25 protein-coding genes and 1 tRNA gene are annotated in these 24114 nt (G+C 72.4%); 19 read left to right on the top strand and 7 right to left on the bottom strand.

The window, feature by feature from the left end; genetic code table 11:
• Positions 1–90 precede the first annotated feature (90 nt).
• The 7 genes from ACEY2A_RS07925 (at position 91) to pth (ending at position 5179) form a co-directional block, all read left to right on the top strand.
• Positions 91–486 (top strand): nuclear transport factor 2 family protein, encoded by a 396-nt coding sequence (locus ACEY2A_RS07925; RefSeq protein ID WP_374928060.1) that lies wholly within the window; start codon positions 91–93, stop codon positions 484–486.
• A gap of 9 nt (positions 487–495) precedes the next feature.
• Positions 496–690, top strand: a complete 195-nt coding sequence (locus tag ACEY2A_RS07920; RefSeq protein WP_374928059.1) for a hypothetical protein — start codon at positions 496–498, stop codon at positions 688–690.
• Between the two features lie 42 nt (positions 691–732).
• Positions 733–811 (top strand) — tRNA-Gln (locus ACEY2A_RS07915).
• Positions 812–925: 114 nt separating this feature from the next.
• Positions 926–2398, top strand: coding sequence for a bifunctional UDP-N-acetylglucosamine diphosphorylase/glucosamine-1-phosphate N-acetyltransferase GlmU (glmU, locus tag ACEY2A_RS07910; protein ID WP_374928058.1), 1473 nt, complete (start codon positions 926–928; stop codon positions 2396–2398).
• Positions 2399–2437: 39 nt separating this feature from the next.
• Positions 2438–3469: a ribose-phosphate diphosphokinase gene (locus ACEY2A_RS07905; RefSeq protein WP_374928057.1), complete on the top strand. Its 1032-nt coding sequence runs from the start codon at positions 2438–2440 to the stop codon at positions 3467–3469.
• 232 nt (positions 3470–3701) lie between these two features.
• Positions 3702–4400, top strand: a complete 699-nt coding sequence (locus ACEY2A_RS07900; RefSeq protein WP_374928056.1) for a 50S ribosomal protein L25/general stress protein Ctc — start codon at positions 3702–3704, stop codon at positions 4398–4400.
• Between the two features lie 170 nt (positions 4401–4570).
• Complete coding sequence (pth, locus tag ACEY2A_RS07895; protein WP_374928055.1) at positions 4571–5179, top strand: aminoacyl-tRNA hydrolase; 609 nt, start codon at positions 4571–4573, stop codon at positions 5177–5179.
• A gap of 8 nt (positions 5180–5187) precedes the next feature.
• Here pth and ACEY2A_RS07890 read toward each other — a convergent pair whose 3' ends face one another.
• From ACEY2A_RS07890 to ACEY2A_RS07875, 4 genes are all read right to left on the bottom strand, one after another.
• Entirely contained in the window at positions 5188–6114 is a 927-nt protein-coding gene (locus ACEY2A_RS07890) for an NUDIX domain-containing protein (RefSeq protein ID WP_374928054.1), read from the bottom strand.
• The gene (locus ACEY2A_RS07885) at positions 6111–8426 is read right to left on the bottom strand and encodes an RNA degradosome polyphosphate kinase (RefSeq protein ID WP_374928053.1); all 2316 of its coding nucleotides are present in this window, start codon (positions 8424–8426) and stop codon (positions 6111–6113) included. Before ACEY2A_RS07885 ends, ACEY2A_RS07890 begins: the two co-directional genes overlap by 4 nt.
• A 92-nt stretch (positions 8427–8518) precedes the next feature.
• On the bottom strand, positions 8519–9409 hold the full coding sequence (mshD, locus tag ACEY2A_RS07880) for a mycothiol synthase (protein WP_374928052.1): 891 nt from the start codon (positions 9407–9409) through the stop codon (positions 8519–8521).
• Between the two features lie 22 nt (positions 9410–9431).
• Entirely contained in the window at positions 9432–10160 is a 729-nt protein-coding gene (locus ACEY2A_RS07875; RefSeq protein WP_374928051.1) for a winged helix-turn-helix domain-containing protein, read from the bottom strand.
• 66 nt (positions 10161–10226) lie between these two features.
• Between ACEY2A_RS07875 and ACEY2A_RS07870 the strand changes: the two genes are divergently transcribed.
• Together ACEY2A_RS07870 and ACEY2A_RS07865 are read left to right on the top strand one after the other, a co-directional pair.
• A complete protein-coding gene (locus tag ACEY2A_RS07870) occupies positions 10227–11045 on the top strand; it encodes a hypothetical protein (RefSeq protein ID WP_374928050.1) in 819 nt (272 codons plus the stop codon).
• A 51-nt stretch (positions 11046–11096) separates the two neighbouring features.
• Complete coding sequence (locus tag ACEY2A_RS07865) at positions 11097–11606, top strand: FABP family protein (RefSeq protein ID WP_374928049.1); 510 nt, start codon at positions 11097–11099, stop codon at positions 11604–11606.
• Between the two features lie 69 nt (positions 11607–11675).
• On the opposite strand, the gene ACEY2A_RS07860 is transcribed toward ACEY2A_RS07865, so the two are convergent.
• Positions 11676–13019 (bottom strand): LCP family protein, encoded by a 1344-nt coding sequence (locus ACEY2A_RS07860; protein ID WP_374928048.1) that lies wholly within the window; start codon positions 13017–13019, stop codon positions 11676–11678.
• Positions 13020–13141: 122 nt separating this feature from the next.
• Here ACEY2A_RS07860 and ACEY2A_RS07855 point away from each other — a divergent pair, with 122 nt between their 5' ends.
• The 5 genes from ACEY2A_RS07855 (at position 13142) to ACEY2A_RS07835 (ending at position 17882) form a co-directional block, all read left to right on the top strand.
• Positions 13142–14251, top strand: a complete 1110-nt coding sequence (locus ACEY2A_RS07855; RefSeq protein ID WP_374928047.1) for a YgfZ/GcvT domain-containing protein — start codon at positions 13142–13144, stop codon at positions 14249–14251.
• Between the two features lie 129 nt (positions 14252–14380).
• Entirely contained in the window at positions 14381–15562 is a 1182-nt protein-coding gene (locus ACEY2A_RS07850) for a DUF2382 domain-containing protein (RefSeq protein ID WP_374928046.1), read from the top strand.
• A gap of 96 nt (positions 15563–15658) precedes the next feature.
• Complete coding sequence (locus ACEY2A_RS07845) at positions 15659–16666, top strand: asparaginase (protein WP_374928045.1); 1008 nt, start codon at positions 15659–15661, stop codon at positions 16664–16666.
• Positions 16666–17034 carry a DUF2516 family protein gene (locus ACEY2A_RS07840; protein WP_374928044.1) on the top strand — a complete coding sequence of 123 codons (369 nt, stop codon included), beginning with the start codon at positions 16666–16668 and terminating at the stop codon, positions 17032–17034. Before ACEY2A_RS07845 ends, ACEY2A_RS07840 begins: the two co-directional genes overlap by 1 nt.
• Complete coding sequence (locus ACEY2A_RS07835; RefSeq protein ID WP_374928043.1) at positions 17031–17882, top strand: alpha/beta fold hydrolase; 852 nt, start codon at positions 17031–17033, stop codon at positions 17880–17882. Before ACEY2A_RS07840 ends, ACEY2A_RS07835 begins: the two co-directional genes overlap by 4 nt.
• Before the next feature lie 33 nt (positions 17883–17915).
• Here ACEY2A_RS07835 and ACEY2A_RS07830 read toward each other — a convergent pair whose 3' ends face one another.
• Positions 17916–18692: a class I SAM-dependent methyltransferase gene (locus ACEY2A_RS07830; RefSeq protein ID WP_374928042.1), complete on the bottom strand. Its 777-nt coding sequence runs from the start codon at positions 18690–18692 to the stop codon at positions 17916–17918.
• Positions 18693–18741: 49 nt separating this feature from the next.
• Here ACEY2A_RS07830 and ACEY2A_RS07825 point away from each other — a divergent pair, with 49 nt between their 5' ends.
• The 3 genes from ACEY2A_RS07825 to ACEY2A_RS07815 are packed head-to-tail and all read left to right on the top strand — an operon-like array spanning position 18742 to position 21325.
• Complete coding sequence (locus ACEY2A_RS07825) at positions 18742–19983, top strand: glycosyltransferase (protein ID WP_374928041.1); 1242 nt, start codon at positions 18742–18744, stop codon at positions 19981–19983.
• Complete coding sequence (locus ACEY2A_RS07820) at positions 19980–20549, top strand: YbjN domain-containing protein (protein ID WP_374928040.1); 570 nt, start codon at positions 19980–19982, stop codon at positions 20547–20549. Before ACEY2A_RS07825 ends, ACEY2A_RS07820 begins: the two co-directional genes overlap by 4 nt.
• 20 nt (positions 20550–20569) lie before the next feature.
• Positions 20570–21325 carry a phosphoglyceromutase gene (locus ACEY2A_RS07815; RefSeq protein WP_374928039.1) on the top strand — a complete coding sequence of 252 codons (756 nt, stop codon included), beginning with the start codon at positions 20570–20572 and terminating at the stop codon, positions 21323–21325.
• Positions 21326–21367: 42 nt separating this feature from the next.
• Here the strand turns inward: ACEY2A_RS07815 and phoU are convergent, their stop codons facing one another.
• On the bottom strand, positions 21368–22048 hold the full coding sequence (gene phoU / locus ACEY2A_RS07810) for a phosphate signaling complex protein PhoU (RefSeq protein ID WP_374928038.1): 681 nt from the start codon (positions 22046–22048) through the stop codon (positions 21368–21370).
• A 137-nt stretch (positions 22049–22185) separates the two neighbouring features.
• Between phoU and ACEY2A_RS07805 the strand changes: the two genes are divergently transcribed.
• Positions 22186–23397, top strand: a complete 1212-nt coding sequence (locus ACEY2A_RS07805; protein ID WP_374928037.1) for a sensor histidine kinase — start codon at positions 22186–22188, stop codon at positions 23395–23397.
• Positions 23398–23426: 29 nt separating this feature from the next.
• Entirely contained in the window at positions 23427–24107 is a 681-nt protein-coding gene (locus ACEY2A_RS07800) for a winged helix-turn-helix domain-containing protein (RefSeq protein ID WP_374928036.1), read from the top strand.
• Positions 24108–24114 lie beyond the last annotated feature (7 nt).

Here is a 24114-nt window from a genome sequence, read left to right as displayed (position 1 = left end):
CGCCCGCCGAGATTCTCGAGGTCGAGAGAACTGGCCCCACGCCACAGGGGAGGCCGGCTGACACGCGGGACCGCGGCGTACGGTGGGGCCATGGACTCCACCGACTCCGCCACCGCCCCCGGCTCCGGTCCGCACGAGGCCGCCGTCCGCGCCTACTACGTCGCCGTGGACGCCGATGACGTGGACACCCTCATCGGGCTGTTCACTCCGGATGCCACCTACGAGCGCCCCGGTTACGAGCCCTTCGTGGGTCACGACGCCCTGCGCGCCTTCTACACCGGTGACCGCGTGATCGCCTCGGGTGAGCACGTGCTCGACATGGTCGTCGCCGACGAGGAGGGGGGCCAGGTGGCGGTCCACGGCCGCTTCGAGGGCACGTTGAAGGACGGCAGCGCCGCCTCGGTGCGTTTCGCCGACTTCTACCTGCTGGATGCCCAGAGCCGCTTCACGCGCCGCACCACCTTCTTCCACACCGCAGCGGTCTGAGGGATCACCATGGGGCGCCTCTTCGACAACCCAATGGCCGCGGTGCTGGCCGGTGGCACCTTCCTGCTGCTGCTCGCCGCCGTGGTGCTGCTGGTCTTCCTGATGTTCCGCAGCTCCCGCCGTGCCGCGGAGAGCGAGCGCGCTCTGCAGGAGCGGCACGACGACGGTCTGGACCACCGCGGCGACCGGCCCGCATCCGGCTGACCTCGTCGGCGGCGTAGGCTGGCCCGGCCCCGATGGGGGCGTTCCCCGGTTGCTCTGCTGGTAGGGGCCGCCTGACTTTGAATCAGGACTAGGGACGTAGGTTCGATTCCTACCCGGGGAGCCTTCGCGCGCCGGGGTGGACCGCCCGCGACACGCAGTAGAGTCGGAGACGATGCACGGACGCCGGCGGCCGTCGGCGTGCGTGGCCCGCACCCCCTCAATCGCTGGAGCCCCGTTGAGCACTGCACAGCCCGCCGCCGTCATCGTCCTCGCCGCCGGTGAGGGCACGCGCATGAAGTCGACCCTCCCCAAGGTCCTGCACCCCATCGGTGGGCGGACCCTGTTGGGGCACGCGCTGCACGCGGCGCGCCAGGCCGGGCCGCAGCACCTGTCCGTCGTGGTGCGCCACGAGCGGGAGCGGGTGGCCGCGCACGTGGCCGAGGTCGACCCTGCCGCGCTGATCGCCGACCAGGATGAGGTGAAGGGCACGGGTCGTGCTGCGGAGGCGGGCCTGTCGGTGCTGCCGGAGGACCTGACCGGCACCGTCATCGTCACGATGGGGGACGTGCCGCTGCTCACGGCGCAGACCCTCACCGACCTGACCGCCGCCCACGAGTCCGCGGGGGCGGCCGTCACCGTCATCACGGCCGAGCTCGAGGACCCGACGGGTTACGGCCGCATCGTCCGCGACACCGACGGCTCGGTGCTCAAGGTCATGGAGCACAAGGACGCCCTGGCTGCCCGCGAGGCCGGCGGCGAGGACGCGGACGTGGTCGACGTGCGCGAGATCAACTCCGGCATCTGGGCCTTCGACGCCGCGGTCCTGCGCGAGTTCCTGCCGCAGCTGGGCACGAACAACACCCAGGGCGAGAAGTACCTCACCGACGTGCTGGGTCTCTCTCGCGATGCGGGCGGCACCGTGGCCGCCCACGTCATCACCGACACCCTGCAGACCGAGGGCGTCAACAACCGGGCGCAGCTCTCGGAGCTGGGCGCCGAGCTCAACCGCCGCACCGTGCGCCACTGGCAGATGGAGGGTGTCACCGTGGTGGACCCCGCCACCACCTGGATCGACGTGGACGTCACGCTGGGCCGCGACGTCGTGATCCGCCCGAACACGCAGCTCCTGGGTGCCTGCACCATCGGCGATGACGTGGTGCTGGGCCCGGACACCACGCTCACCGACGTGGAGGTCGGGCGTGGAGCCACCGTGGTGCGCACCCACGGCGAGCTGTCCGTCGTCGGCGAGGGCGCGAGCGTGGGGCCGTTCGCCTACCTGCGTCCGAACACCGAGCTGGGCCGTGACGCCAAGATCGGCACGTTCGTGGAGACCAAGAACTCCTCCATCGGCGAGGGCACCAAGGTGCCCCACCTGACCTACGTCGGCGATGCGGAGATCGGCGACCACAGCAACATCGGAGCCTCCAGCGTGTTCGTGAACTACGACGGCGTCACCAAGTCGCGCACCCGCATCGGGAGCCACTGCCGCACCGGGTCGGACACGATGTTCATCGCCCCCGTCACCGTGGGTGACGGTGCCTACACGGGTGCGGGCACGGTGGTGCGCAAGGACGTCCCGGCCGGGGCGTTGGCCATCACCGTGGCACCGCAGAAGAACATCGAGGGCTGGGTGCAGGAGAAGCGGGCCGGCACCGCCGCCGCCCAGGCCGCCGACGAGGTCGCGCGCGAGCGCTCCTCGGAGGCCTGAGAAACTGTTCCGTGTGACCGAGCCGAGGGAGATTCGCGCATGAGTGACCAGGACCGGGACGCCCGGGTGAACGAGGCGGAGCAGGACACGCCGCTGGCCATCCAGCGGACCACGGAGAAGAACCTCATGGTCTTCTCCGGCCGGGCCCACCCCGAACTGGCCACTGCCATCGCCGACAACCTCGGCTCCCAGGTGGTGCCCACCGAGGCCTACGAGTTCGCCAACGGCGAGCTGTACGTCCGGTACAACGAGTCGGTCCGCGGGTGCGACGCATTCGTCATCCAGGCCCACACCGCGCCCATCAACACCTGGCTGATGGAGCACCTGATCATGGTCGACGCGCTGAAGCGGGCCTCCGCCAAGCGCATCACCGTGGTGCTGCCCTTCTACGGGTATGCCCGACAGGACAAGAAGCACCGTGGCCGCGAGCCCATCTCGGCCCGCCTGGTGGCCGACCTGTTCAAGACCGCCGGCGCCGACCGTCTGATGGCGGTGGACCTGCACACCGCGCAGATCCAGGGCTTCTTCGACGGGCCGGTGGACCACCTGATGGCCATGCCCATCCTGGCCGACTACGTGAACGACAAATACGGCTCCGAGGACCTCGTGGTGGTCTCCCCGGACGCCGGCCGCATCAAGGTGGCCGAGCAGTGGGCCGAGCGCCTGGGCAACCGACCGCTGGCCTTCATCCACAAGACCCGTGACATCACGCGCCCCAACGAGTCGGTGGCCAACCGCGTCATCGGTGACGTGGAGGGCCGCATGTGCGTGCTCGTGGACGACATGATCGACTCCGGCGGCACCATCTGCAAGGCCGCGGACGCGATCATGGCCCAGGGGGCGAAGGGCGTCATCATCGCCGCCACCCACGGCATCCTCTCCGGCCCCGCCTCCGAGCGGCTGCGGGACTCGGTGGCGCGCGAGGTGATCCTCACCGACACCCTGCCCATCGCCGAGGACCGCCAGTTCGAGAACCTCACCGTCCTGTCGATCGCCCCGCTCCTGGGCCGCGCCATCCGGGAGGTCTTCGAGGACGGCTCGGTCACGAGCATGTTCGACGGACGGGCCTGACAGCCCGACATCCCGTCCTCGCAGGCGCCGCCGGATTTCGGTCCGGCGGCGCCTGCGGTCTACACTGCTGCCCACCTGAGCTTCGGCGAGGGGCGGTCGGCATCCATGATGCGGGCGCGCCCGTGATCGACGCGGCGACAAGGAAGCGCTCCAGCGGATCTCCACCGGGGCGGGTTCTTCTCGCGGCCCTCGCCACCTTCGAGCACACCAGAGAAGACCCGAGGAGACACCCATGGCCAGCAAGACCATCAAGCTCACCTGCACCGAGCGCACCACCTTCGGCAAGGGCGCTGCCCGCCAGGCCCGCCGCGAGGGCGGCATCCCCGCCGTCGTCTACGGCCACGGCGAGGGCCCCTTCCACGTGATCCTGCCGGGTCACGAGGCCTTCATCGCCCTGCGCAACACCAACGCCCTGATGACCCTGACCTGGGGCTCCGGCGAGGACCGCCTGGTGCTGGCCAAGGACGTGCAGCGCGACCCGATCAAGCCGATCATCGAGCACGTCGACTTCGTGATCGTGGACCGCAACGAGAAGGTCGCCGTCGACGTGGCCATCCACGTCGAGGGTGAGGCCGGCCCGGAGACCGTCGTCTCGGTGCCCACCTCCACCGTTACCGTCAACGCCCCGGTGCTGGACATCCCCGAGTACATCACCGTGTCCGTGGAGGGCGCCGAGGCCGGCACCCTGGTGCACGCCGGTGACCTGGAGCTGCCCGCCGGCGTGGAGCTCGTCACCGACGCCGAGGAGACCATCGTCAACGTCTCCGAGGCCATCTCCGAGGAGGCCCTGGAGGCCGAGCTCGCCGAGGCCGAGGCCGAGGCCGGCATCGAGCAGGACGAGTCCGACGAGGAGGCCGCCGAGGCCGCCGAGGGCGACGAGGCTGCCGAGGGTGGCGACGACGCCGAGGGCGAGGACGAGAAGTCCGAGTGATCCCAGCGCGCCGCGGTCGTGCGGCGCACTGCACCCAGTGCCCGGCGCGGGGCCCTGCCACCATGGTGGGGCCCCGCGCCCGTGTGCGGGCGCGCCCTGCGCGCCGCCGGGCCGGCCGGGCACGACCGGCAGGCCGGGGCCGCTGACAGACCCGACGAAGGAGTGGACCGATGGAGATCGACGAGGGCCCGTGGCTGGTGGTGGGCCTGGGCAACCCCGGCCCGCGCTATGCCGGGAACCGCCACAACGTGGGCGCCATGGTGGTGGCGGAGGTGGCCGCCGCCGCGGGGGTGCGGCTCTCCGCCGCCCGCCAGGCCCGCGCCGTCAGCGCCGAGACCCGACTGGGCACCCTGCCCGGCGGGCGTCCCGGCCCGCGTGTGGTCCTCGCGACCCCGTTGGACTTCATGAACCTCAGCGGGGGGCCCGTCAGCGGACTCATGAAGTACCACGGCATCGAGCTCGACCACCTGGTGGTGCTGCACGACGAGCTCGACATCGACTTCGGGGCCGTGCGCCTCAAGAAGGGCGGCGGCGAGGGGGGCCACAACGGTCTGCGGTCGATCACCAAGTCCCTGGGCACCCAGGACTACCACCGGGTGCGCCTCGGCATCGGCCGTCCCCCGGGGCGGATGGACGTGGCCGACTTCGTGCTGCGGGACTTCTCCTCCACGGAGCGCGCCGAACTGCCCTTCCTGCTCGGGGACGGGGCCGATGCGGTGGAGCGCCTCCTGCACCACGGCCTGGAGGCCGCCCAGCAGTTCCACCACTCACCGCGCTGAGGCGCGGCTCACCAGGTCTCGCTGGCCAGCACCTTGCTCGACTCGCCCTGGCCGGTGACGTGCAGCACCACGAACTCGCCCTTGGTCATGCCCTCCCGGGCCAGCTGCAGCACCGTGCGCTCGGCCCGGGAGCCGGGGAGCGTCCGGTCAGCCATGGCCCGCAGAATGGCCGGCAGGACCGGACGGTGGGAGCAGAGCACCGTGCTGCGGCTGGTGCCCAGCGCCTTGGCCACGTGCTTGGCGGCCTTGTGCGGTGCGTTCTTGTGCCCCTCCTCCGAGAGGCCGGCCTTCAGGCGCGGCTTCAGGGCGGCGATGGCCGCGAAGGGGGCCACGGTGTCGCTGCAGCGCGCCGAGGGGGAGGAGACGATGCGGTCCACCCCGAAGGCCTGCAGCGAGGGGGCCAGGGCCTTCGACCGGTCGAAGCCCTCCGGCACCAGCGGGCGCTCGGTGTCCACGCCGTCCCAGTCCTCGCGCCGCATGGCCAGGGCGTGGCGCAGCACCACCACGGCCCGGGTGTCCAGCATCCCCTGGTCGTCCAGCTCCACCAGGCGGTCCAGCTGCTCCCGGTCGTGGGCGTAGGTGAGTCGCTCCCGGGCCTGCGCGGGGGTCAGCCAGGCCACCTCGTCGATCTCGTGCTCCAGGGCGCCGAGTGAGTCCACCACCTGGGCGGCCCAGTAGCGCACCCGCTTGAGGTTGCCGTTGGGCATGCGGTACTCGGCGGTCGGCAGCGGCATGCCCAGCCGGACCACCAGCGAGGCCTCCTCCGCGGTCTCCCGCGCCGCGGTCTGCGGCATGAGCTCGCCGGGGTCCACCTTCCCCTTCGGCCAGCTCCAGTCGTCGTAGTGGGGGCGGTGGACGAGGGCCACCTGGAGGCGTCCCTTGCGGCGCCGCCAGGGCACCGCCCCGGCGGCCTCGACCACGTGCTCCGAACTCATCGACGACGTCCCTTCCGGCGGCGCTGGCCGTAGTCCTTCTCGATCGCGAACTGAATGTCCCTGAGCGGCTCCCCGGACTCGTCGAGGTGGTGCCGCGTCCACACGCCCTCGGCGTCCAGGTGCCAGCTGGCCACGTCGGGGGAGAACGCGAGCTCGAACAGCTCGTCGAGGTGGCGCACCTGGGCGGTGTCGCGCAGCTCCACCATGGCCTCCACCCGCCGGTCCAGGTTGCGGTGCATCATGTCCGCCGACCCGATGAGGGCGCGCAGCGGGTTGGTCGCATCGCCGGGTACCCCCACGACCACCACCCGGCTGTGCTCCAGGAACCGGCCGAGCACGGAACGGACGCGGATGTTCTCGCTCAGGCCCGGCACGCCCGGGCGCAGGGCGCAGATCCCGCGGACCCACACGTCCACCTGCACGCCGGCCTGCGAGGCGCGGTAACAGGCATCGATGAACGCCTCGTCCACGATGCTGTTGGCCTTGATGCGGATACGTGCCGGGTGCCCCTTGCGGGCCCGCGCCGCCTGCTCGTCCATGAGCTGCACCAGCCCGCTGCGCACCGAACGCGGCGCCACCAGCAGGCGTTGGAAGGTGCTGCGGGGCGCCATGCCGGAGAGCTGGTTGAACAGTCGCGTGACGTCCTCGGTCACCTGTGGGTCGGTGGAGAGCAGCCCGAGGTCCTCGTAGAGGCGGGCCGTCTTGGGGTTGTAGTTGCCGGTGCCGATGTGCACGTAGCGTCGCAGCCCACCGGCCTCCTGACGCACCACCAGGCACAGCTTGGCGTGCGTCTTGAGCCCGATCTGCCCGTAGACCACGTGCACGCCCGCGCGCTCCAGCTGACGGGCCCAAGTGATGTTGTTCTCCTCGTCGAACCGGGCCTTGATCTCCACCACGGCCAGCACCTGCTTGCCCGACTCCGCGGCCTCGATGAGGGCGCGGATGATGGGGGAGTCACCGCTGGTGCGGTAGAGCGTCTGCTTGATGGCCAGGACGTGCGGGTCCGCGGCGGCCTGCTCCAGGAAGCGCTGCACCGAGGTGCTGAACGAGTCGTAGGGGTGGTGCAGCAGCACGTCGCGCTCCCGCATGGTGCCCAGCACGTCGGCCTCGGCGGAGCGTTCCACGGGCGCCAGGGCCGGGTGGGTGTGCGTGCGGAAGGCGGGCCAGCGCAGGTCCGAGAGGCGCAGGTCGGCCACCGTGTTCATGCTGCGCAGGTCCAGCGGGGCCGGCAGCACGTACACCTCGTGGGAGGTGACGTCGAGCTCGCGCTGCAGGATGGCGCGCACCTCGTCGGTCATCTCCTCCTCCACCTCGAGGCGCACGGCGGGCCCGAAGCGGCGCCGGGTCAGCTCGCGCTCCAGGGCGGTGAGCAGGTTCTCGGCCTCGTCCTCCTCCACCTCCAGGTCCTCGTTGCGGGTCACGCGGAAGGTGAAGGTCTGCTTGATCTCCATGCCGGGGAACAGCATCGAGAGGTGGGCGGCAATGACGTCCTCGATGGGGAGGAAGCGGATGCCGCGCTCGGACTCCTGGATCTGCTCGTCGCTCTCGTCGGTGCCGAGCACGTGCGAGACGCGCAGCAGCCGCGGCAGGGCCGGCGGCACCTTCACCCGGGCGAAGTGCTCGCCGAAGGTCCGGGGGTCGGCCAGGGTGACGGCCAGGTTGAGCGAGAGTCCGGAGATGTAGGGGAAGGGGTGCGCCGGGTCCACGGCCAGCGGTGTGAGCACCGGGTAGACGTCGCGGACGAAGAACTCCTCGAAGGCGTCGCGCTCGGCCTCCTCGAGGTCCTTCCAGCGCACCACGTGGATGCCCTCGGCGGCCAGTGCGGGCATGATCTCGTCGCTGTAGAGCCGCGACTGCTCGGTCATGAGCGCGTGGGCGCTGCGGCCCACCATGCTCAGCACCTCCTGTGGCTCCTGGCCCGATGCGGAGCGCACCGCCAGACCGGTGGCGATCCGGCGCTTGAGCCCGGCCACACGGACCATGAAGAACTCGTCGAGGTTGCTGGCGAAGATGGCCAGGAAGCGGGCGCGCTCCAGCAGCGGCACAGCGGGGTCGGCGGCCAGCTCGAGCACCCGCTCGTTGAACTGCAGCCAGCTGGTCTCGCGCTCGAGGAAGCGGTCGGCGGGCAGCGCGTCGCCGGAGGTCGCCTCCGTCGAGCGCACGAAGCGGCCCCCCGCATCACGGGGTCGACGGGGCTGAGGGGGCTGGATGATGTGGGCCCCGGGGCGGGGCGCTCGGTCACCGTTCCCGGTGCCTTCGGGGGCGGAGGAGTGACCCCCGCGCGTCGCTGCCGTGGTCGCCGAGGAGTCCATGTCACCAGCCTATCGGCGCCTGCCGGTGGTGGTCACCGGTGGCGGGGCCCGCAGGCGGTCCCGGACGAGGTGCCGGTACGACCCGGTGGGGGTCAGGCCGGCGGGCCGTACTGCACGTCCACCGCGGCGCGCTCGAAACCCAGCCGACGGTAGGTGCTCACGGCGGCCTGGTTGTCCCCGTCCACGTAGAGCTCCACCGTCTCCACGCCGCGGTCGGCCAGGTGGTGCAGGCCCACCAGGGTGGCGGCCCGGCCCAGGCCCTCGCCCTGCCGCGCGGGGTCCACGCCCACCACGTAGACCTCGCCCACGGGCAGTGCGTCGACCTTGGTCCAGTGGAAGCCGATGACCTCGCCGTCCCGGGTGTCGTCCACCAGCAGCAGGAAGCCGGCCGGGTCGAACCAGTCCTCTTCGGTGCGGGCGGTGAGGTCGGCGGCGCTCATGCGTCCCTGCTCGGCGTGGTCGGCGAAGGCCCGCGAGTTCACCCGCAGCCAGTCCTCGTCGTCCTGTCCGGCCACGAAGGGCCGTACCGAGATGCCCTCGGGCAGCTCCACCGGCGGCAGCTCGGAGAACTCACCGGCCACGGGGCGCTCCATGCGCCACAGGGGGCGGCGGGGGACCATCCCGCGCGATGCGGCGAGCCGGCGCCCGCCGTCCATGTCGCCGTGGGCCCAGAGCAGCAGCTCGGGGTCCTCCTCCAGCAGCGCGTCGAGCAGGCGTCCTCCGAGGCCCGCCTTGCGGTGCTCGGGGTCCGTCACCACCTCGGCGGACCCGTGGGCGAGCGTGCCGTAGCCCACCAGCCGGTCACCCTCGGTGGCCAGCACGTGGGTGCGGCCGGGGGTGCGGTGGCGCAGCGCGAGCAGGGACTCCTCGTTCAGGGGGTCGACCCCGTCGGCGCGCCCGGCGCGGCGCGCGAGCTCGCCGATCGCGCGGGAGTCCTCATCGGTGAGCTCCTCGGGGGAGCGGTGCGTCAGGTCCGGGGACATCTGCACATTCCACCACGGCCCCTCAGCCCCGTGCCTCCATGCGGTAGCCGACGTTCCGGACCGTGGCGATGAGTCCCTCGTGCTCGGGACCCAGCTTGGACCGCAGCCGTCGCACGTGGACGTCCACCGTCCGCGTCCCGCTGAGCCGGGTGCCCTCCCACAGGTCGTCCAGCAGCTCCTCGCGCGTGAACACGCGCCCGGGGTGGGCGGCCAGGTGGGCCAACAGCTCGAACTCCCGGAAGGTCAGGTCCAGGGTCCTGCCCCGGAGGCGCGCCGACCAGCTGTCGCGGTGGATCACCAGCTCACCGAGGTCGATGCGGTCAGCGTCCTCGGCGGGCGGCGCACCCGGTCCGGCGCTCCCCTCATCGGTGCCGCGCCGGACGGCGGCTCGTTGGGCGGCCACGCGGACCCGCGCGGTCACCTCACCGGGGCCTGCGGTCGAGAGCAGCAGGTCATCGGCCTCCCAGCGGCTGGTCCATGCGGCGAGGTCCTCCGGGCGGAGCACCACCAGCCGGGCGCAGTCGGGATGGGTGGAGGCCAGCTCCCGCGCGAGCTCGCGGTGGGTCGCCAGCTGGTCCCGTGCGTCCACCACCAGCACGGGGGGTGGTTCACCGGGGCGGCGCGGCGGGTGCACGGGCCCGGGTCCCGCCCCCAGGGGGTCCACCGCCCAGTCCAGGAGCGCCATCGCCTCGAGCGCCGGGGAGTCCAGCGCGGGCGGGGGTCCGCGGTGGATCAGGACGACGCGCGGCATTGCCGTAGTTTACTGGCAACGACCCCACGTCCCGGCCGTGAGCAGCACGGCCACAGGAGGTAGCGCATGCCGAGCCACGGCCCCTCGTCGGCGGGTGCCCGCCGCGGGTCCGCCGCTCCCACGTCCTTCCGGGGCCAGCGTGCGGCTGCCCGGGCCGCCGCCCTGAGCGCCGTCGTCCTGGCGCTGGCCGGATGGGCCGCCGGGCCACTGGCCGCCACCGCCGCGGCCACCGTGGCGGGCGCCATCGTCGCGCTGGGGTGGGGGCGGGTGCTCGACCTCCCCTCGCCCCGCGGCACCCGGTTGGTGCTGGGGGTCGTGGTGGCCCTCGGCGTGGTGGCGGCCGTGGTGAGCCACGTCGACGACGAACCCTTCGCGCTGTCGGTCTGGTGGGCCCTCCCGGTGGCTGGCGGCGTCTGGGCGTCGCTCGCCCACCAGGTGTGGCGCAGCGATGGCCGCCCCCGCGTGGTGGACGTGCTCACGGCCGAGGTGTTCGCCGTCCTGGTGATCACGGCCGGATTCCTGTGGAGCTGGGCCACCCCGGCGGCCGGTCTGACCGCGGCCGCCGGCCTCGCGGCCACGGCACTGGTGGACTCGCTCGCGCCCCGGCAGCGCTTCCTCGCGTGGGCGGCGGGGGCCCTGGTGGGCCTGGCCGCTGCCGGCACCTGGTGGCTGGTGCGGGACGACGTCTCCACCACGCGCAGCCTGATCCTGGGTCTCGTGGCGGTGCTGGCACCCACCATCTCGCAGGCCGCCCGCCTGGTGCTGCTCCGCCTCCCGGCGGTGCGCAGCGGCGTGACCGGGGGTGTCGTCGTGGGCGTGGTCAGCGCGTCGTTGGCCGGTATCGTGACGGGCCTGTTCGCGATGGTGAGTCCGCACCTCGGCTGACCGCCCCGCCGCACCCCGAACCTCCCCACACCTCCCGATCCCAGGAGCACCATGGTCTTCCACATCGATGCAGACATGTCCCCCCGCCTCGCCCCGCTGGCCTGGATGCTCGGCCGGTGGGAGGGCGCCGGCGTGGTGGGCTACCCCGACCGCGAGTCCGGCCAGTTCGGCCAGGAGCTCATCGCCACCCACGACGGGCGCGAGTTCATCACCTGGACCAGTCGCACCTGGCTGCTCGACGAGGACGGCCGTCCCGGCACGCCCTACGCGGTGGAGTCCGGCTTCTGGCGCCCGGAGGGCGAGGACGGCGAGTTCGTGCTCCTGCTGGCCCATCCGACCGGCTACGTGGAGCAGTACTTCGGCGCCCGCCACCCGGAGCGTCCCAGCATCGAGCTGGCCACCGACGGCATCCTCCGCACCGCGGGCGCCGAGGAGTACACCGCGGCCAAGCGCCTGTACGGCCTGGTGGACGGTGACCTGATGTGGGTCATGGACATGGCCTACAAGGGCCACCCCATGACCAGTCACATGTCGGCGCAGCTCAAGCGCGTGGAGGGCTGACGAAGCACCGAGCACGCAGTGGGCCCCCGGGGACGTCCCCGGGGGCCCACTGCGTGGATCAGTTCCTTCTCAGAGCGAGCCGTTGCGCAGGGAATCGCCGAGGGCGCGCATGCCCGGCCAGTCCACCACCACGATGCTGGCTCCTCCGGGGCTCCATCCCGGGCCCACCCACGGGGCGGTCCGGTAGTCGAGGCCGCCCTTGCCGCCGCGCACGAAGTCGAAGGTCATCGAGCGGATCTCGCCCACGCTCAGTCCGCCGCTCACGCGCACACCCCGCGTTCCCGCATCGACCATGCCCGAGAGCCGGCTCGGGTTGCTGGCCACCGAGGGGCTCATGGCCTTGTCCACCAGGCCCTGCAGGAAGGCCATCTGGCGTTCGCCGCGGCCGATGTCGCCCTGGCCCAGCGTCTTGCGCTCGCGGACGAAGCGCAGTGCCTCGTCGCCGTCCTCCAACTGCACCGAGCCCTTCGGGAACTCCGGCGAGGCCTGCGGGTTGGTGACCGTCACGCCGCCCAGCTCGTTGGTGACCGCCTTGAAGTTCTCGAAGTCGGTGATGGCCACGTCGTCGATCTTCACGTCGAGCATTCCCTGGAAGGTGCGGGTGAGCAGCTGCGGTCCACCGATCGCGTAGGCGGCGTTCAGCTTGTTGTGCCCGTAGCCCGGGATCGGCACGTACAGGTCACGGGGGAAGTGGATGAGCGTGGCCTCGTCCCCGGAGGCGTTCAGGTGGGCCAGGATCATCACGTCGGAGCGGTACGGGGCGCCGACGCCGTCCTCACCGATCAGCAGGATGTTGCGCGCGCCGTCCGCACCCGGTGCCGGGTCGTCGGCGGAGCCGTCCTCGTCGGGGGAGGGGGCCGCCTGGGACTCGTCGTCGTCGGCCGCGTCGTCCTTCTCGTCCACCACGCCGTCGAGGTTCCGGTCGCCGTCGGCGCGGCCGTCGCCGTCCTCGTCGTCACCGCCCTTGCCCTCGGTGCCCTTCGTGGGGTCGACCTTGCCGTCCCCGTCGGCGTCCACGCGGTAGTCGGCCTTGCCGTCGCGGTCGGTGTCCAGGTTGAGGTCCGGCTTGCCGTCCCCGTCGGTGTCGATGTTGAGGTCGCCCTTGCCGTCGCCGTCGGTGTCCACGTCGCGGGGGACGTCCGGGGTGTGGTTCTCGTCCACCTCGTCGGGCAGCAGTGCCTCCTGGACGATGTTGTCCTTCAGCGTGCTGTTCAGGTTGAAGAACCAGATCGCGGCGAGGGCCAGCGGGAGGGCGACCAGGATGGCCAGCAGGCCACAGCCCCAGCGCCAGGGTCCCCGCAGGCCGCGCCGCCGCTCGGCGGTGCCGGCCGGACTGGAGCCCGTGGCCCGGGCGCTGGACCCCCCCTCGGGGCGGGCGGTGTCCAGGGAAGGATCGTGGCGACGCTCGCTCATGCTGGCCAGACTACGGCCCCCCGGGTGGGAACCGGCTGGGACTCGGGTGGGAGTCGTGTGGCTGGTCGGTCTGCCGGAGGGTCAGGTGGAATGCCCCGGCCGTCGTGGTGCGTTCCCCCGGGGTGACTGACGCCCCGACCGGTACCCCGCAGGACCACGACGCATCGCAGCAGGAGGCGGCCACGCCGCTCTCCCGGCGACCCGGTGCCGTGCGCATGCACTCGCGCATCGCGTTGCACCACGGTGATCCGCTGCGGGAGCAGCGGCTCCTCGAGGAGGGCCTGGCTGTGGTGGACCTGGGCGACCGCGGGGTGGTGTCCGTCTCGGGGCCCGACCGCCTGAGCTGGCTTCACAGCCTGCTCACCCAGCAGGTCGGTGACCTGGTTCCCGGGCAGTCCGCCGAGGCGATGGTGCTCACGCCCCAGGGACGGATCGAGCACGTGCTGCACCTCGTGGACGACGGCAGCACCACCTGGATCACCACCGACCCTGGGCATGCCGCCCCGGTGGCCGCCTTCCTGGACTCCATGCGCTTCATGCTGCGGGTCGAGGTCGCCGACCGGAGCGGGGACCTCCGCGTGCTCGGGGAGCCCCACGCGGCCCCCGGGCTGCCGGGGGAGCCGCCGGTCTGGGTGGACCCCTGGCCCGGCCCGGTGGGCACCACGGCCGTGCGCACCGCCGACGACCTGGAGCACCACCCCGGTGAGGGGTGGGCCTGGCGCGAGGTGGTGCTGCCCGCCGAGCAGCTGGAGGAGTGGGTGGGGGACCGCCCGCTGGCAGGGTGGTGGGCGTGGGAGGCCCTGCGCATCGCGGCCTGGCGGCCCTCGGTGGCTGAGGTGGACGACCGCTCGATCCCGCATGAGCTCGACTGGCTGCGGACGGCCGTGCACCTGCAGAAGGGCTGTTACCGCGGCCAGGAGACGGTGGCGCGGGTGCAGAACCTGGGGCAGCCCCCACGCCGGCTGGTCTTCCTCCACCTGGACGGATCCGGCCACGAGCTCCCCGTGGCCGGATCCGAGGTGCGCAACGGTGCGGTGCCCGGCGAGCCGGAGTCGGGAAGGGTGGTGGGGCGGCTCACCAGCGTGGGTCGTCACCACGAGCTGGGGCCGATCGGTCTGGCGGTCGTGAAGCGGTCGGTGCCGGCCTCCGAGACGCTCACCGTGGGCTCGACGGCCGCCGCTCAGGAGTCCATCGTGGCAGCCGGGGGGAGACCCCCACGGCGTCGCCTGTGACATAGGTCACACAAATGCGGTTGGCTGGGGAACCTTTCGCAAATAATGTGGGCGTGAACCCCCCGGTTCCTCCGGGCGGGAGACCTGTGACCGACATGGCTCGCGTGCCGGGCCCGAAGGAGAACAGCAATGATCAGCAAGGAGCAGCTGCAGGACCTGCGTGGCGGTGACCTGTTCGGGACCGACAACGAGAAGATCGGGTCCATCAGCGACATCTACCTGGACGACCAGACCGGTCAGCCGGCGTGGGCCACGGTCAACACCGGGATGTTCAGCGGCGACAGCTTCGTGCCGCTCGACGACGCCACCATCGCTGATGGCGGGCTTGCCGTTCCCTACACCAAGGACAAGGTGAAGGACGCCCCGCAGATCGAGGCCGGCCAGCACCTCGACGCCGAGCACGAGGTGGAGCTGTACCGCTACTACGGCGTGCAGTTCGACGGTGACAACGCGGCCACCGACACCACCGGCCCGGTGGACCGTCAGGATGGTCGTGTGGACGCCGCCCCGGTGGAGGGCGAGGACCGTGGTGACTTCGGTCGCTGGGACGCTGGCGACACCGCCGCCGCCGGCACCGCTGGCGCCGCCGGTGCGGCTGGCTACGCCGCCCGTGACACCGACGCCAAGGCCGACTACGACCGTCAGTACGGCGACGACACCGCGCTGGACGTGGAGCGTGACCGCGCCGCGGCCGCCGACACCGACCAGCGCGCCGGCTTCTTCGGCGGCGACCGCGGTGCCGACGCCACCACCGCCGTGCCCACCGCCGCCGCCGGCACCGACGTCGACCGCGACCGTGCCGCGGACTACGACCGTGACCGTGGCATGGGCCTCGGCCGCGACCGTGGCGAGGCCGTCGACGGCGAGCGCACCTCCGTGACCCGTCACGAGGAGCGGCTCAACGTCGGCAAGGAGCGCCGCGAGACCGGTGCCGTCCGCCTCAAGAAGTACGTCGTCGAGGAGGAGGAGACCATCTCCGTGCCGCTCGAGCGCGAGTCCGTGGAGATCGAGCGCCGCGACATCACCGACGGCCAGGCCATCGGCGACTGGGACTTCAGCGATGACGAGCTGGAGATCACGCTGGTCGAGGAGCACCCGGTCATCTCCAAGGAGATCTTCGCCGTCGAGGAGATCGGACTGAACAAGAAGGTCGTCACCGAGAACCGCCAGGTCACCGAGCGCCTGCGCCGTGAGCGCGTGGACATCGAGGGCCTGGACGACGAGGTCCGTGACGGCCGCGACAACGGTGGTCTGTTCGGTGGTCGTGACAACGACCGTGGCCTGGACGGCCGCGACAACGACCGCTTCTGAGTCGCCCCCGGCGGTCACCCGCTGACGCGAGGCCCCATCCCCACCGGGGGTGGGGCCTCGTCGCGTCCACGGGGGTGAGGAACTAGGCTCCGTCGGGTGACCTCTCCCACTCCTGCCGCCGATTCCACCCCGCTCGCCCAGGCCCCCGTCATCGCGCACGTGGTGCGGGGCGACCTCATCGAGTCCGTCCACCACGGGCTGGGCGTCCTCACCTCCGCCGCCGGCGAGGTGGAGGTCGCGATCGGTGACGTGGCGGCCGCCATGTTCCCGCGGTCGTCCAACAAGCCGATGCAGGCCGTGGGCATGCTCCGCTCGGGCGCCGAGATCTCCGGGCGGCACCTGGCGCTCGCGTGCGCCAGCCACTCCGGGGAGCAGTTCCACCTCGATGCGGTGCAGGAGACCCTGCAGGCCGCGGGGCTCACCACCGCCTACCTGCAGAACACGCCGAGCTTCCCCATCGACGAGCAGGCGAGGGCCGCGTGGGTGAGCGCGGGCAACGGGGCCTCGTCCCTTGCCCAGAACTGCTCCGGCAAGCACTCCGGCATGCTCACCGCGTGCGTGGCGGCCGGGTGGGACACGCAGACCTACCTGTCGCCGGAGCACCCGTTGCAGCAGGCCATCCGCCAGGCCGTGGAGGAGCTCAGCGGCGAGACCGTGGAGCACGTGGCCGTGGACGGCTGCGGCGCCCCGGTCATGTCCCTCTCGCTGGCCGGCCTCGCACGTTCCTTCGGCCGCATCGCCGCGGCCACCGAGGGGCCCGAGAAGGCAGTGGCCGACGCGATGCGGGAGCACCCGCAGTACGTCGGCGGCACCCGCCGTGAGGTCACCGACCTGATGCGGGCCGTGCCCGGATCCATCGCGAAGGACGGTGCGGAGGCCGTGCTGGCCCTGGGCCTGCCGGACGGGCGCGGCCTGGCTGTGAAGACCACCGACGGCAACGAGCGTGCCTGCTACGCGGTGGCCGTCGCGCTGCTGCGCACGGCCGGCATCGAGAACGAGGCCCTGGAACGCCTCGCCGAGGTGAAGGTCATGGGCCACGGCCGCCAGGTCGGCTCCGTCGTGGTGACCGATGCGGTGCGCACCGCGACCGGGGGTGACGCCTGATGTGGAGCACCGCCTACACCATCATGTCCCTCGAGACCTGGGTGCTGGCCGCCCTGGCGGTGGCCGGTCTGGCCGTGGAGGCCAAGGCGCTGCTGCACGTGCTGACCACCCGGGTGGACGCCTTCCCGGCCGCTGATGCCCGCACCAAGCCCTTCTGGGCCATCGTGCTGGGGCTGTGCACGCTGCTGGGCACCTGGTACGTGTGGATCATGGGCTGGGCCATCGTCCACGGGGCCATCGCCAGCTTCCCGCCGCTGACCATCATCGGCGTCATCGCCGTGACCGTGGCGGGCGTCTACCTGGCCGGCACCAAGCCGCGCCTCGAGGGCGTGCTGGCCAACGCCCAGTCGCCCGGCAAGCTCTGGTGACCACCGGTCCCCGCCTGCTGTCGGGCCCGGACGGGCCGTTGGAGGTGCTCGAGACCGGCAGCGGCAGCCCCACCACCGTCTTCGGCCACGGCCTGGCGGGCACCATCGACACCACCCGACCGTTCGCCACCGGCGTGCGCGGCAGCAAGGTTTTCCTGCACTTCCGCGGGCACGGTCGCTCCCTGGCGCCCGAGGTCGCCTCCGCCGGGTCCGATGGGGGTGAGCCCCGCCCGGGTGCCCCGGGCCGGCAGGCCCCCGCCTGGGGGTACGCCTCGCTGGCGGCCGACCTGCGCCGGGTGGCCGACGAGTTCGGCGCCACCCGTGCGCTGGGCGTGAGCATGGGCGCCGGGGCGCTGACCCGCATCCTGTCCGAGGAGCCGGATCGCTTCGAGCGCGTGGTGCTGGTGATCCCGGCCGTCATCGACCGGGTGCGCGAGGACCGCGCCCTGGACCGGATGGCCGCGATGGCCCGGCTGGTGGAGGCCGGGGACGTCGACGCGCTGGCGGCCTCGCTGCTGGCGGAGCAGCCGCCGCAGGTGCAGGCCGACCGCCACGTGCAGGTCTGGTGCGCCCAGCAGGCTCGGCAGCTCGTGGGCACCCCGGTGGGGACGGCCCTGCGCGCGCTGCCGCACGAGTACCCCATCGCCGACCGGGGGCTGCTGGCGCGCGTGGAGGCACCGGTGCTGGTCATCGGACAGGTCGAGGACGACGCGCACCCGGCCCACATCGCCGAGGAGCTCGGGGAGGCGCTGGGCAACGCGACCGTCGAGATCCTCCCTCCCGGGGGGCTGATGTGGAGCCACCGCACCCGCGTGCGCTCGCTGGTGGCGGACTTCCTCAACGACTGAGGGCGGGTATCCCTCACGCCGGGGGCAGCCTCCTCACACCGGGGCCACGGCCTCCCACGGCACGGTCAGCTCGCCGCGCCGGGCCTCCACCCGGGCACCCACCACGGGCCAGTGGGCGGCCAGGGCGTGCACGGCGGCCACGAAGCGCTGGCGCCGCCCCCAGGTGGCCAGGTGGGCGTGGGTGTGCCACGCGGCGTCGAGCTCGCCGAGCAGGGCGTGCACCGGCTGACCGGGCACGTTGTGGTGGATCAGCACCTTGGGCAGACGCTCGGCGATGGCGCTGGGTGGATCGACCTCCGCCATCGCCCACGAGAAGGTGAGCGTCTGCGGGCCACGCCGGTCGAGGGTCACCCACACCGCCCGGCGGCCCATCTCGTTGGAGGTGCCCTCCACCACCACCCCGTCCGGTGCCAGGCCGGCCCGCAGCAGCTCCCAGGCCCCCGGCACGGCCTCCTGGGGGTACTGCCGCAGCACGTTGAACGCGCGGACGGCGGTGGCCTGCCCGGTCAGGCCGGCCAGCTCGAAGCCCCCACGACGGAACTCGAGCCCCTCGGTGGCCCACGGGGCGGCGGCGGCCACGCGCTCCGCATCGATCTCGAGGCCGATGACGCGCGCCCGGGGCGCCACGGCACGCACCCGGGTGAAGGTCTCCACGGTGGTGAGCGGGAGCGCCCCGAAACCGAGATCGACCACGAGGGGCTCGGCGGTGCTGCGCAGGACGGCCCCCTGGCGGCGGACCAACCAGCGGTCCACGCGCCGCAGGCGGTTGGCGGCGGTGGTCCCGCGCGTGATGTCCCCGACCGGCCGCATGACCGCAGAGCGTAGTGGCCTGCGGAGCCGTGGTGGCAGAATCGGGCACGTGTCCGACACCTGCGCTGCCCCCGGTCAGGTGGTCGTGCTGAGCATGCACACCTCCCCCCTCTCGGACCCCGGTGAGGGAGACGCCGGCGGCATGAACGTCTACGTGCGCCAGCTCAGCCGCGCGATGGTGGCCGAGGGGGCCGCCGTGCACGTGGTCACACGGTCCGACACGGGGGAGGCCTGGGAGGCGCAGGACCAGGGGGTGACCGTGGCCGGCCTGCCGGTGGGCCCGGCGGACGCGGCCAAGGAGGACCTGCCGGCCCTGGTGCCGGACCTCGCGCGCGCCGTCAGTGAGCACCTGGCCGCCCGCGGGACCACTCCCGACGTGGTGCACTCCCACTACTGGCTCTCCGGCATGGTGGCGCTCGCACTGCCCGACCGGCCCGCCACCTGGGCGCACACCATGCACACCCTGGGGGCCACCAAGAACGCCGAGCTGGCCGACGCCGACCAGCGGGAGCCCGGGGTGCGCCTGGAGGGCGAACAGCGCATCCTGCGGTCCGTGGACCTGGCGGTGGCCAGCACGTCCCTGGAGTGCCGTCAGCTGCGGGAACAGGGAGCGCCCCCTGAGCGCTGCCGCGTGATCCCGCCGGGGGTCGATGCGGGGACCTTCCACCCGCTCGACGCCGCCTCCCGCCGGCTCGTGCGCGGCGAGGTGCGCCGCGAGCTGGGTCTGCCGGCCGACGCACTGCTGCTGGTGCAGGCCGGCCGCTGGCAGCCCGCCAAGGGCCAGCTGGTGCTGCTGGAGGCCGTGGAGCACCTGTGGGCCGCCGGCACCCGCGCGCACGCCGTCTTCGTGGGTGGCCCCAGTGGTGCGGGGGACGCCGCGGAGCTGCCCCGCCGCATCGAGGACTCCCCCGCCCGCGAGGGGCTGCTGGCACGCGGTGCGGTGCCCCCCGACGAGCTGGCGCGCCTGCTGCACGCGGCCGACCTGGTGGTGGTGCCCAGTCGCACCGAGTCCTTCGGTCTGGTGGCCGTGGAGGCGATGGCCTGCGGCACCCCCGTGGTGGCAGCCCGCGTGGGAGGACTGCCCGATGCGGTGGGCGACGCGGCCGTGCTGGTGGACGGCCACGACCCCCGTGACTGGGCCGGGACGCTGGGCCGCCTGCTGGAGGACCCCGACGCCCGGTCCGCACTGGGTGATGCGGGGCGCAGGCGGGCTGCGACCATGTCCTGGCAGGACACTGCCCGCGCCCACCTCGAGGCCTACCGCACCGCCCGCCGCCAGGAGGCACCGTGACCGCAGACCAGCAGCCCGCCGCCGGGACGGACGCCCGCGAGGCCGCACTGCAGGTGGTCCAGCGGTGGGTGGAGCGCCATGCGGATGAGGGGTCGCCCGAGCATGTGGAGGGCGTGGCCGCCGAGCGCGTGCTGGACGACGACGGTCGCCCCACCGGTGCCTTCGCCATCACCCTGCCGGGGGAGCGCAAGCTCAAGACGGTGGTCTCGGTGCGGGTGGGGGAGAAGTCCCTGGGCCTCATCGCGTTCGTGGTGCGCAATCCCGACGAGAACCACGGGGCCGTGTACCGCATGCTGCTGCGCCGCAACCTGGACCTGCCGGGGCTGGCCTACGCCATCGACGACACCGGGGACGTCTACCTGACCGGCCGGGCGCCGGTGCAGGGCGTCACCGACACCTGGTTCGACGAGGCGATGGGGGCCGTCCTGCAGGCGAGTGACGGCATCTTCAACGAGGTGCTCGCCAAGGGCTTCCTCACCGCCATGCAGACGGAGTGGGACTGGCGCACCAGCCGCGGGGAGTCCACCCGCAACCTGGAGGCCTTCCGCCACCTGCTGGTCGACTGAGTCCCGCTAGGCTCTCGGGCATGACCAACGCTGCTCACACCCTTGTCCTGCTGCGCCACGGCCAGAGCCTGTGGAACGAGAAGAACCTCTTCACCGGGTGGGTCGACGTCGACCTCACCGAGAAGGGCCGCGAGGAGGCCCGACGCGGTGGCGAGCTGCTGGTGGCCGAGGGCTTCGCGCCGGACGTGCTGCACACCTCCCGCCTGCGCCGCGCCATCACCACCGCCAACCTCGCGCTGGACGCCGCGGACCGCCACTGGATCGACGTCAAGCGCTCCTGGCGGCTCAACGAGCGCCACTACGGCGCCCTGCAGGGCAAGGACAAGGCGCAGGTCAAGGAGAAGTACGGCGAGGAGCAGTTCATGGCCTGGCGCCGCGGGTACGACACCCCGCCGCCCCCCATCGACGCCGACGACGAGTACTCGCAGGCGGACGACCCGCGCTACGCCGACCTGGGCAACGAGGTGCCGGCCACCGAGTGCCTGAAGGACGTCGTGGAGCGGCTGCGTCCCTACTGGGCCGAGGAGATCGTGCCCGACCTGCAGGCCGGCCGGACGGTGCTGGTGACCGCCCACGGCAACAGCCTGCGCGCCATGGTCAAGGAGCTCGACGGCATCAGCGACGAGGACATCGCCGAGCTGAACATCCCCACCGGCATCCCGCTGGTCTACGAGCTCGACGAGAGCTTCAAGCCCCTCACCCCCGGTGGCCGCTACCTGGACCCCGAGGCCGCTGCCGGGGCCATCCAGGAGGTCGCGAACCAGGGCAGCAGGTGAGCCTTCCCCGGGGGCGGCGGGTGCCGCTCCCGGGTGGGGGGATCAGGAGATGCGGGGCAGGGTGACCACGTGCGCCTCATCGGCGGGGCGTTCGAGCTCCCCGGTGACCAGGTAGTCCACGCGACGGCCCACGGAGACCGAGTGGTCACCCATGCGCTCGTAGTAGCGGCTCAGCAGGGTGAGGTCCACTGCCTCCTGGGTGTCGGTGATCTCCTCGCGGACGATGTCGAACACCTTCAGGTGCAGGGCGTCCAGGCTGTCGTCGAGGGTCTCCAGCCGGTCGGCCGCGTCGGCCCGGTGGGTGGCCAGCGCGTCGCCGGCGCCCTGCACCAGCGCGTGGGCGAGCCGCCCCATCTCCGCGATGGTGGGGCGCGCAGGGGCGGGCACCGCCAGCTCCGGGTAGCGCATGCGCGCCAGCTCGGCGACGTGGCGGGCCAGGTCGCCGGTGCGCTCGAGGGATGCCGACAGCTGCAGCGAGGTGACCACCAGCCGCAGGTCGCGGGCCACCGGGCTCTCCCGGGCCAGCAGCTCGATGGCGTTCTCCTCGATCTCCGCGTAGAAGGCGTCGATGCGGTCGTCACCGGAGATCACGATCTCGGCCAGGGAGCCGTCGGCGGTGCCCAGGGCGCGGTTGGCGCCGTCGACCGCGCATGCCACCAGACGGTTCATCTCGACCATCTGGGCGGACATCGCCTCCAGGGCACGGGTGAAGTTCGTCCGCATGCGCTGACCTCCTTGTTGGATGGCCCAGTGTTTCATCCCGGGATGAACTCCGCGTGACCGCCACGTGTGACCTGGGTGGACGTGTGGTCCGTGGGTGCCCGTCGGAGGGAGGGCCAGGAGCCGCCTACAGTGCCCCCATGAGGACCGAGAACGTGGACCCGCTGGTGTGGGCCGCCATGGCCTCCTTCCTGCTCGTGGGACTGCTGGTGGGGTGGTGGATCGGCCGCGAGCAGCCCCGCGAGCGCCGTACCCGCCCCGACCAGGGTCCCGGTGCGTTCCCCGAGGGCGCGCTGCAGGTGCTGGACTCGCTGACCTCCACCGTGATCGTGCTCGATGCGGGCAACCGGGTCGTGCACTCCACCCACCACGCGGCTGACCAGGGGTACGTCCGCGAGGGGGTGGTGCCCCATCCGGCGATCCGGGACCTCGTGGAGCAGGTGCGCTCCACGGGAGAGGTGCAGGACGACGACATCGAGGTGACCCGCAGCGTGCTGGTGGGAGGCCGCATCAGCGTGGGCTGCCGGGTGTTCCCCCTCGGACACGACCTCGTGGTGATCCTGCTCGAGGACCGGTCGCGCGCACGCCGGGTGGAGCAGGTGCGGCGCGACTTCGTGGCCAACGTCAGCCACGAGCTCAAGACGCCGGTCGGCGGCATCGCGCTCCTGGCCGAGGCCGTGCAGGACGCCCGGGACGAGCCGGAGATGGTGGAGCGCTTCGCCCGCCGCATGGTGATGGAGGCCGACCGGTTGAGCCACCTGGTGCAGGAGATCGTGGAGTTCTCACGCCTGCAGGCCGGGGAGAGCATCGAGGATCCCGAGCCGGTGAACGTGGTGGAGGTGATCTCCACGGCGGTGGACCACGTGCGGGTGCACGCGGAGGACCGAGGGGTGGCCGTGCGGCAGGCAGGCATCGCCCACGGCCTCACCCACCAGGTGTTCGGCGATGCCGAGCTGCTCACCACCGCGGTGCGCAACCTCATCGTGAACGCGGTGAACTACTCCGACCGCGGCACCAAGGTGATCGTGGCCGTGCAGCCCGGGGAGGCCGAGGGGACGATCCGGATCGTGGTCACCGACCAGGGCATCGGCATCCCGACGGCCGATCTCGAGCGCATCTTCGAGCGCTTCTACCGCGTGGACGCCGCCCGGTCGCGCCACACCGGGGGCACCGGCCTGGGGCTGGCGATCGTCAAGCACATCGTGGCGAACCACGGTGGGGCCATCTCGGTCTGGTCCCGGCCGGGCACGGGTTCCACCTTCACCATCGAGCTGCCGCTGGTGGAGCTGCCGGAGGAGGTGCCCGGCGGCGGGGACGGTGCCGCCGGCGCCCCGACCGCCTCGGTACGCTGAGCCCAGAGTCGACGTCTGGGAGGACACCTGTGACCCGCATCCTGATCGTGGAGGACGAGGCGTCCTTCTCCGACCCCCTGAGCTGGCTGCTCGAGCGTGAGGGCCACCAGGTCGTGGTGCGGGAGGACGGGCCGTCCGGGCTGGAGGAGTTCTCCCAGAACCCGGCCGATCTGGTGCTCCTCGACGTGATGCTCCCCGGCATGTCCGGTGTCGAGGTCTGCCGCGAGCTGCGGCGTTCCTCCAACGTCCCCATCATCATGCTGACCGCGAAGGACTCGGAGGTCGACAAGGTGGTGGGTCTGGAGATCGGGGCCGACGACTACGTCACCAAGCCCTACAGCTCCCGCGAGCTGCTGGCGCGCATCCACGCCGTGCTCCGCCGGCGCGTGGCTCCGCCGGCGGAGGAGGACCACATCGTGCGGGTGGGGGAGGTCGAGCTGGACGCGGACTCCCACGTGGTGGCCGTGCGGGGTGAACAGATCCCCATGCCGCTCAAGGAGTTCGAGCTGCTGGAGATGCTCATGCGCAACCAGGGGCGGGTGCTCACGCGTGCCCAGCTGATCGACCGGGTGTGGGGTGCGGACTACGTGGGCGACACCAAGACGCTGGACGTCCACATCAAGCGTCTGCGCGGCAAGGTGGAGGAGAACCCGTCGAGCCCGCGGATGATCACCACCATCCGCGGGCTCGGGTACAAGTTCGTGGGCTGACCGGCGT

Source organism: Kytococcus sedentarius (genome assembly GCF_041937525.1).
GTDB classification, from domain to species: Bacteria; Actinomycetota; Actinomycetes; order Actinomycetales; family Dermatophilaceae; genus Kytococcus; species Kytococcus sedentarius_A.
Note: the sequence above shows the minus strand (reverse complement) of the source record. Positions and strands in the feature narration are given on the sequence as shown.

Excerpts from the sequence above, each read along its gene's own strand:
- ACEY2A_RS07870 (WP_374928050.1), top strand. The coding sequence starts at position 10,227 with ATGCCGAGCCACGGCCCCTCGTCGGCGGGTGCCCGCCGCGGGTCCGCC.
- ACEY2A_RS07805 (WP_374928037.1), top strand. The coding sequence starts at position 22,186 with ATGAGGACCGAGAACGTGGACCCGCTGGTGTGGGCCGCCATGGCCTCC.
- mshD (WP_374928052.1), bottom strand. The coding sequence starts at position 9,409 with ATGTCCCCGGACCTGACGCACCGCTCCCCCGAGGAGCTCACCGATGAG.
- ACEY2A_RS07850 (WP_374928046.1), top strand. The coding sequence starts at position 14,381 with ATGATCAGCAAGGAGCAGCTGCAGGACCTGCGTGGCGGTGACCTGTTC.
- ACEY2A_RS07830 (WP_374928042.1), bottom strand. The coding sequence starts at position 18,692 with ATGCGGCCGGTCGGGGACATCACGCGCGGGACCACCGCCGCCAACCGC.
- ACEY2A_RS07890 (WP_374928054.1), bottom strand. The coding sequence starts at position 6,114 with ATGAGTTCGGAGCACGTGGTCGAGGCCGCCGGGGCGGTGCCCTGGCGG.
- phoU (WP_374928038.1), bottom strand. The coding sequence starts at position 22,048 with ATGCGGACGAACTTCACCCGTGCCCTGGAGGCGATGTCCGCCCAGATG.
- ACEY2A_RS07925 (WP_374928060.1), top strand. The coding sequence starts at position 91 with ATGGACTCCACCGACTCCGCCACCGCCCCCGGCTCCGGTCCGCACGAG.
- ACEY2A_RS07905 (WP_374928057.1), top strand. The coding sequence starts at position 2,438 with ATGAGTGACCAGGACCGGGACGCCCGGGTGAACGAGGCGGAGCAGGAC.
- ACEY2A_RS07865 (WP_374928049.1), top strand. The coding sequence starts at position 11,097 with ATGGTCTTCCACATCGATGCAGACATGTCCCCCCGCCTCGCCCCGCTG.
- ACEY2A_RS07840 (WP_374928044.1), top strand. The coding sequence starts at position 16,666 with ATGTGGAGCACCGCCTACACCATCATGTCCCTCGAGACCTGGGTGCTG.
- ACEY2A_RS07900 (WP_374928056.1), top strand. The coding sequence starts at position 3,702 with ATGGCCAGCAAGACCATCAAGCTCACCTGCACCGAGCGCACCACCTTC.
- ACEY2A_RS07875 (WP_374928051.1), bottom strand. The coding sequence starts at position 10,160 with ATGCCGCGCGTCGTCCTGATCCACCGCGGACCCCCGCCCGCGCTGGAC.
- ACEY2A_RS07920 (WP_374928059.1), top strand. The coding sequence starts at position 496 with ATGGGGCGCCTCTTCGACAACCCAATGGCCGCGGTGCTGGCCGGTGGC.
- ACEY2A_RS07860 (WP_374928048.1), bottom strand. The coding sequence starts at position 13,019 with ATGAGCGAGCGTCGCCACGATCCTTCCCTGGACACCGCCCGCCCCGAG.
- ACEY2A_RS07815 (WP_374928039.1), top strand. The coding sequence starts at position 20,570 with ATGACCAACGCTGCTCACACCCTTGTCCTGCTGCGCCACGGCCAGAGC.
- ACEY2A_RS07885 (WP_374928053.1), bottom strand. The coding sequence starts at position 8,426 with ATGGACTCCTCGGCGACCACGGCAGCGACGCGCGGGGGTCACTCCTCC.
- pth (WP_374928055.1), top strand. The coding sequence starts at position 4,571 with ATGGAGATCGACGAGGGCCCGTGGCTGGTGGTGGGCCTGGGCAACCCC.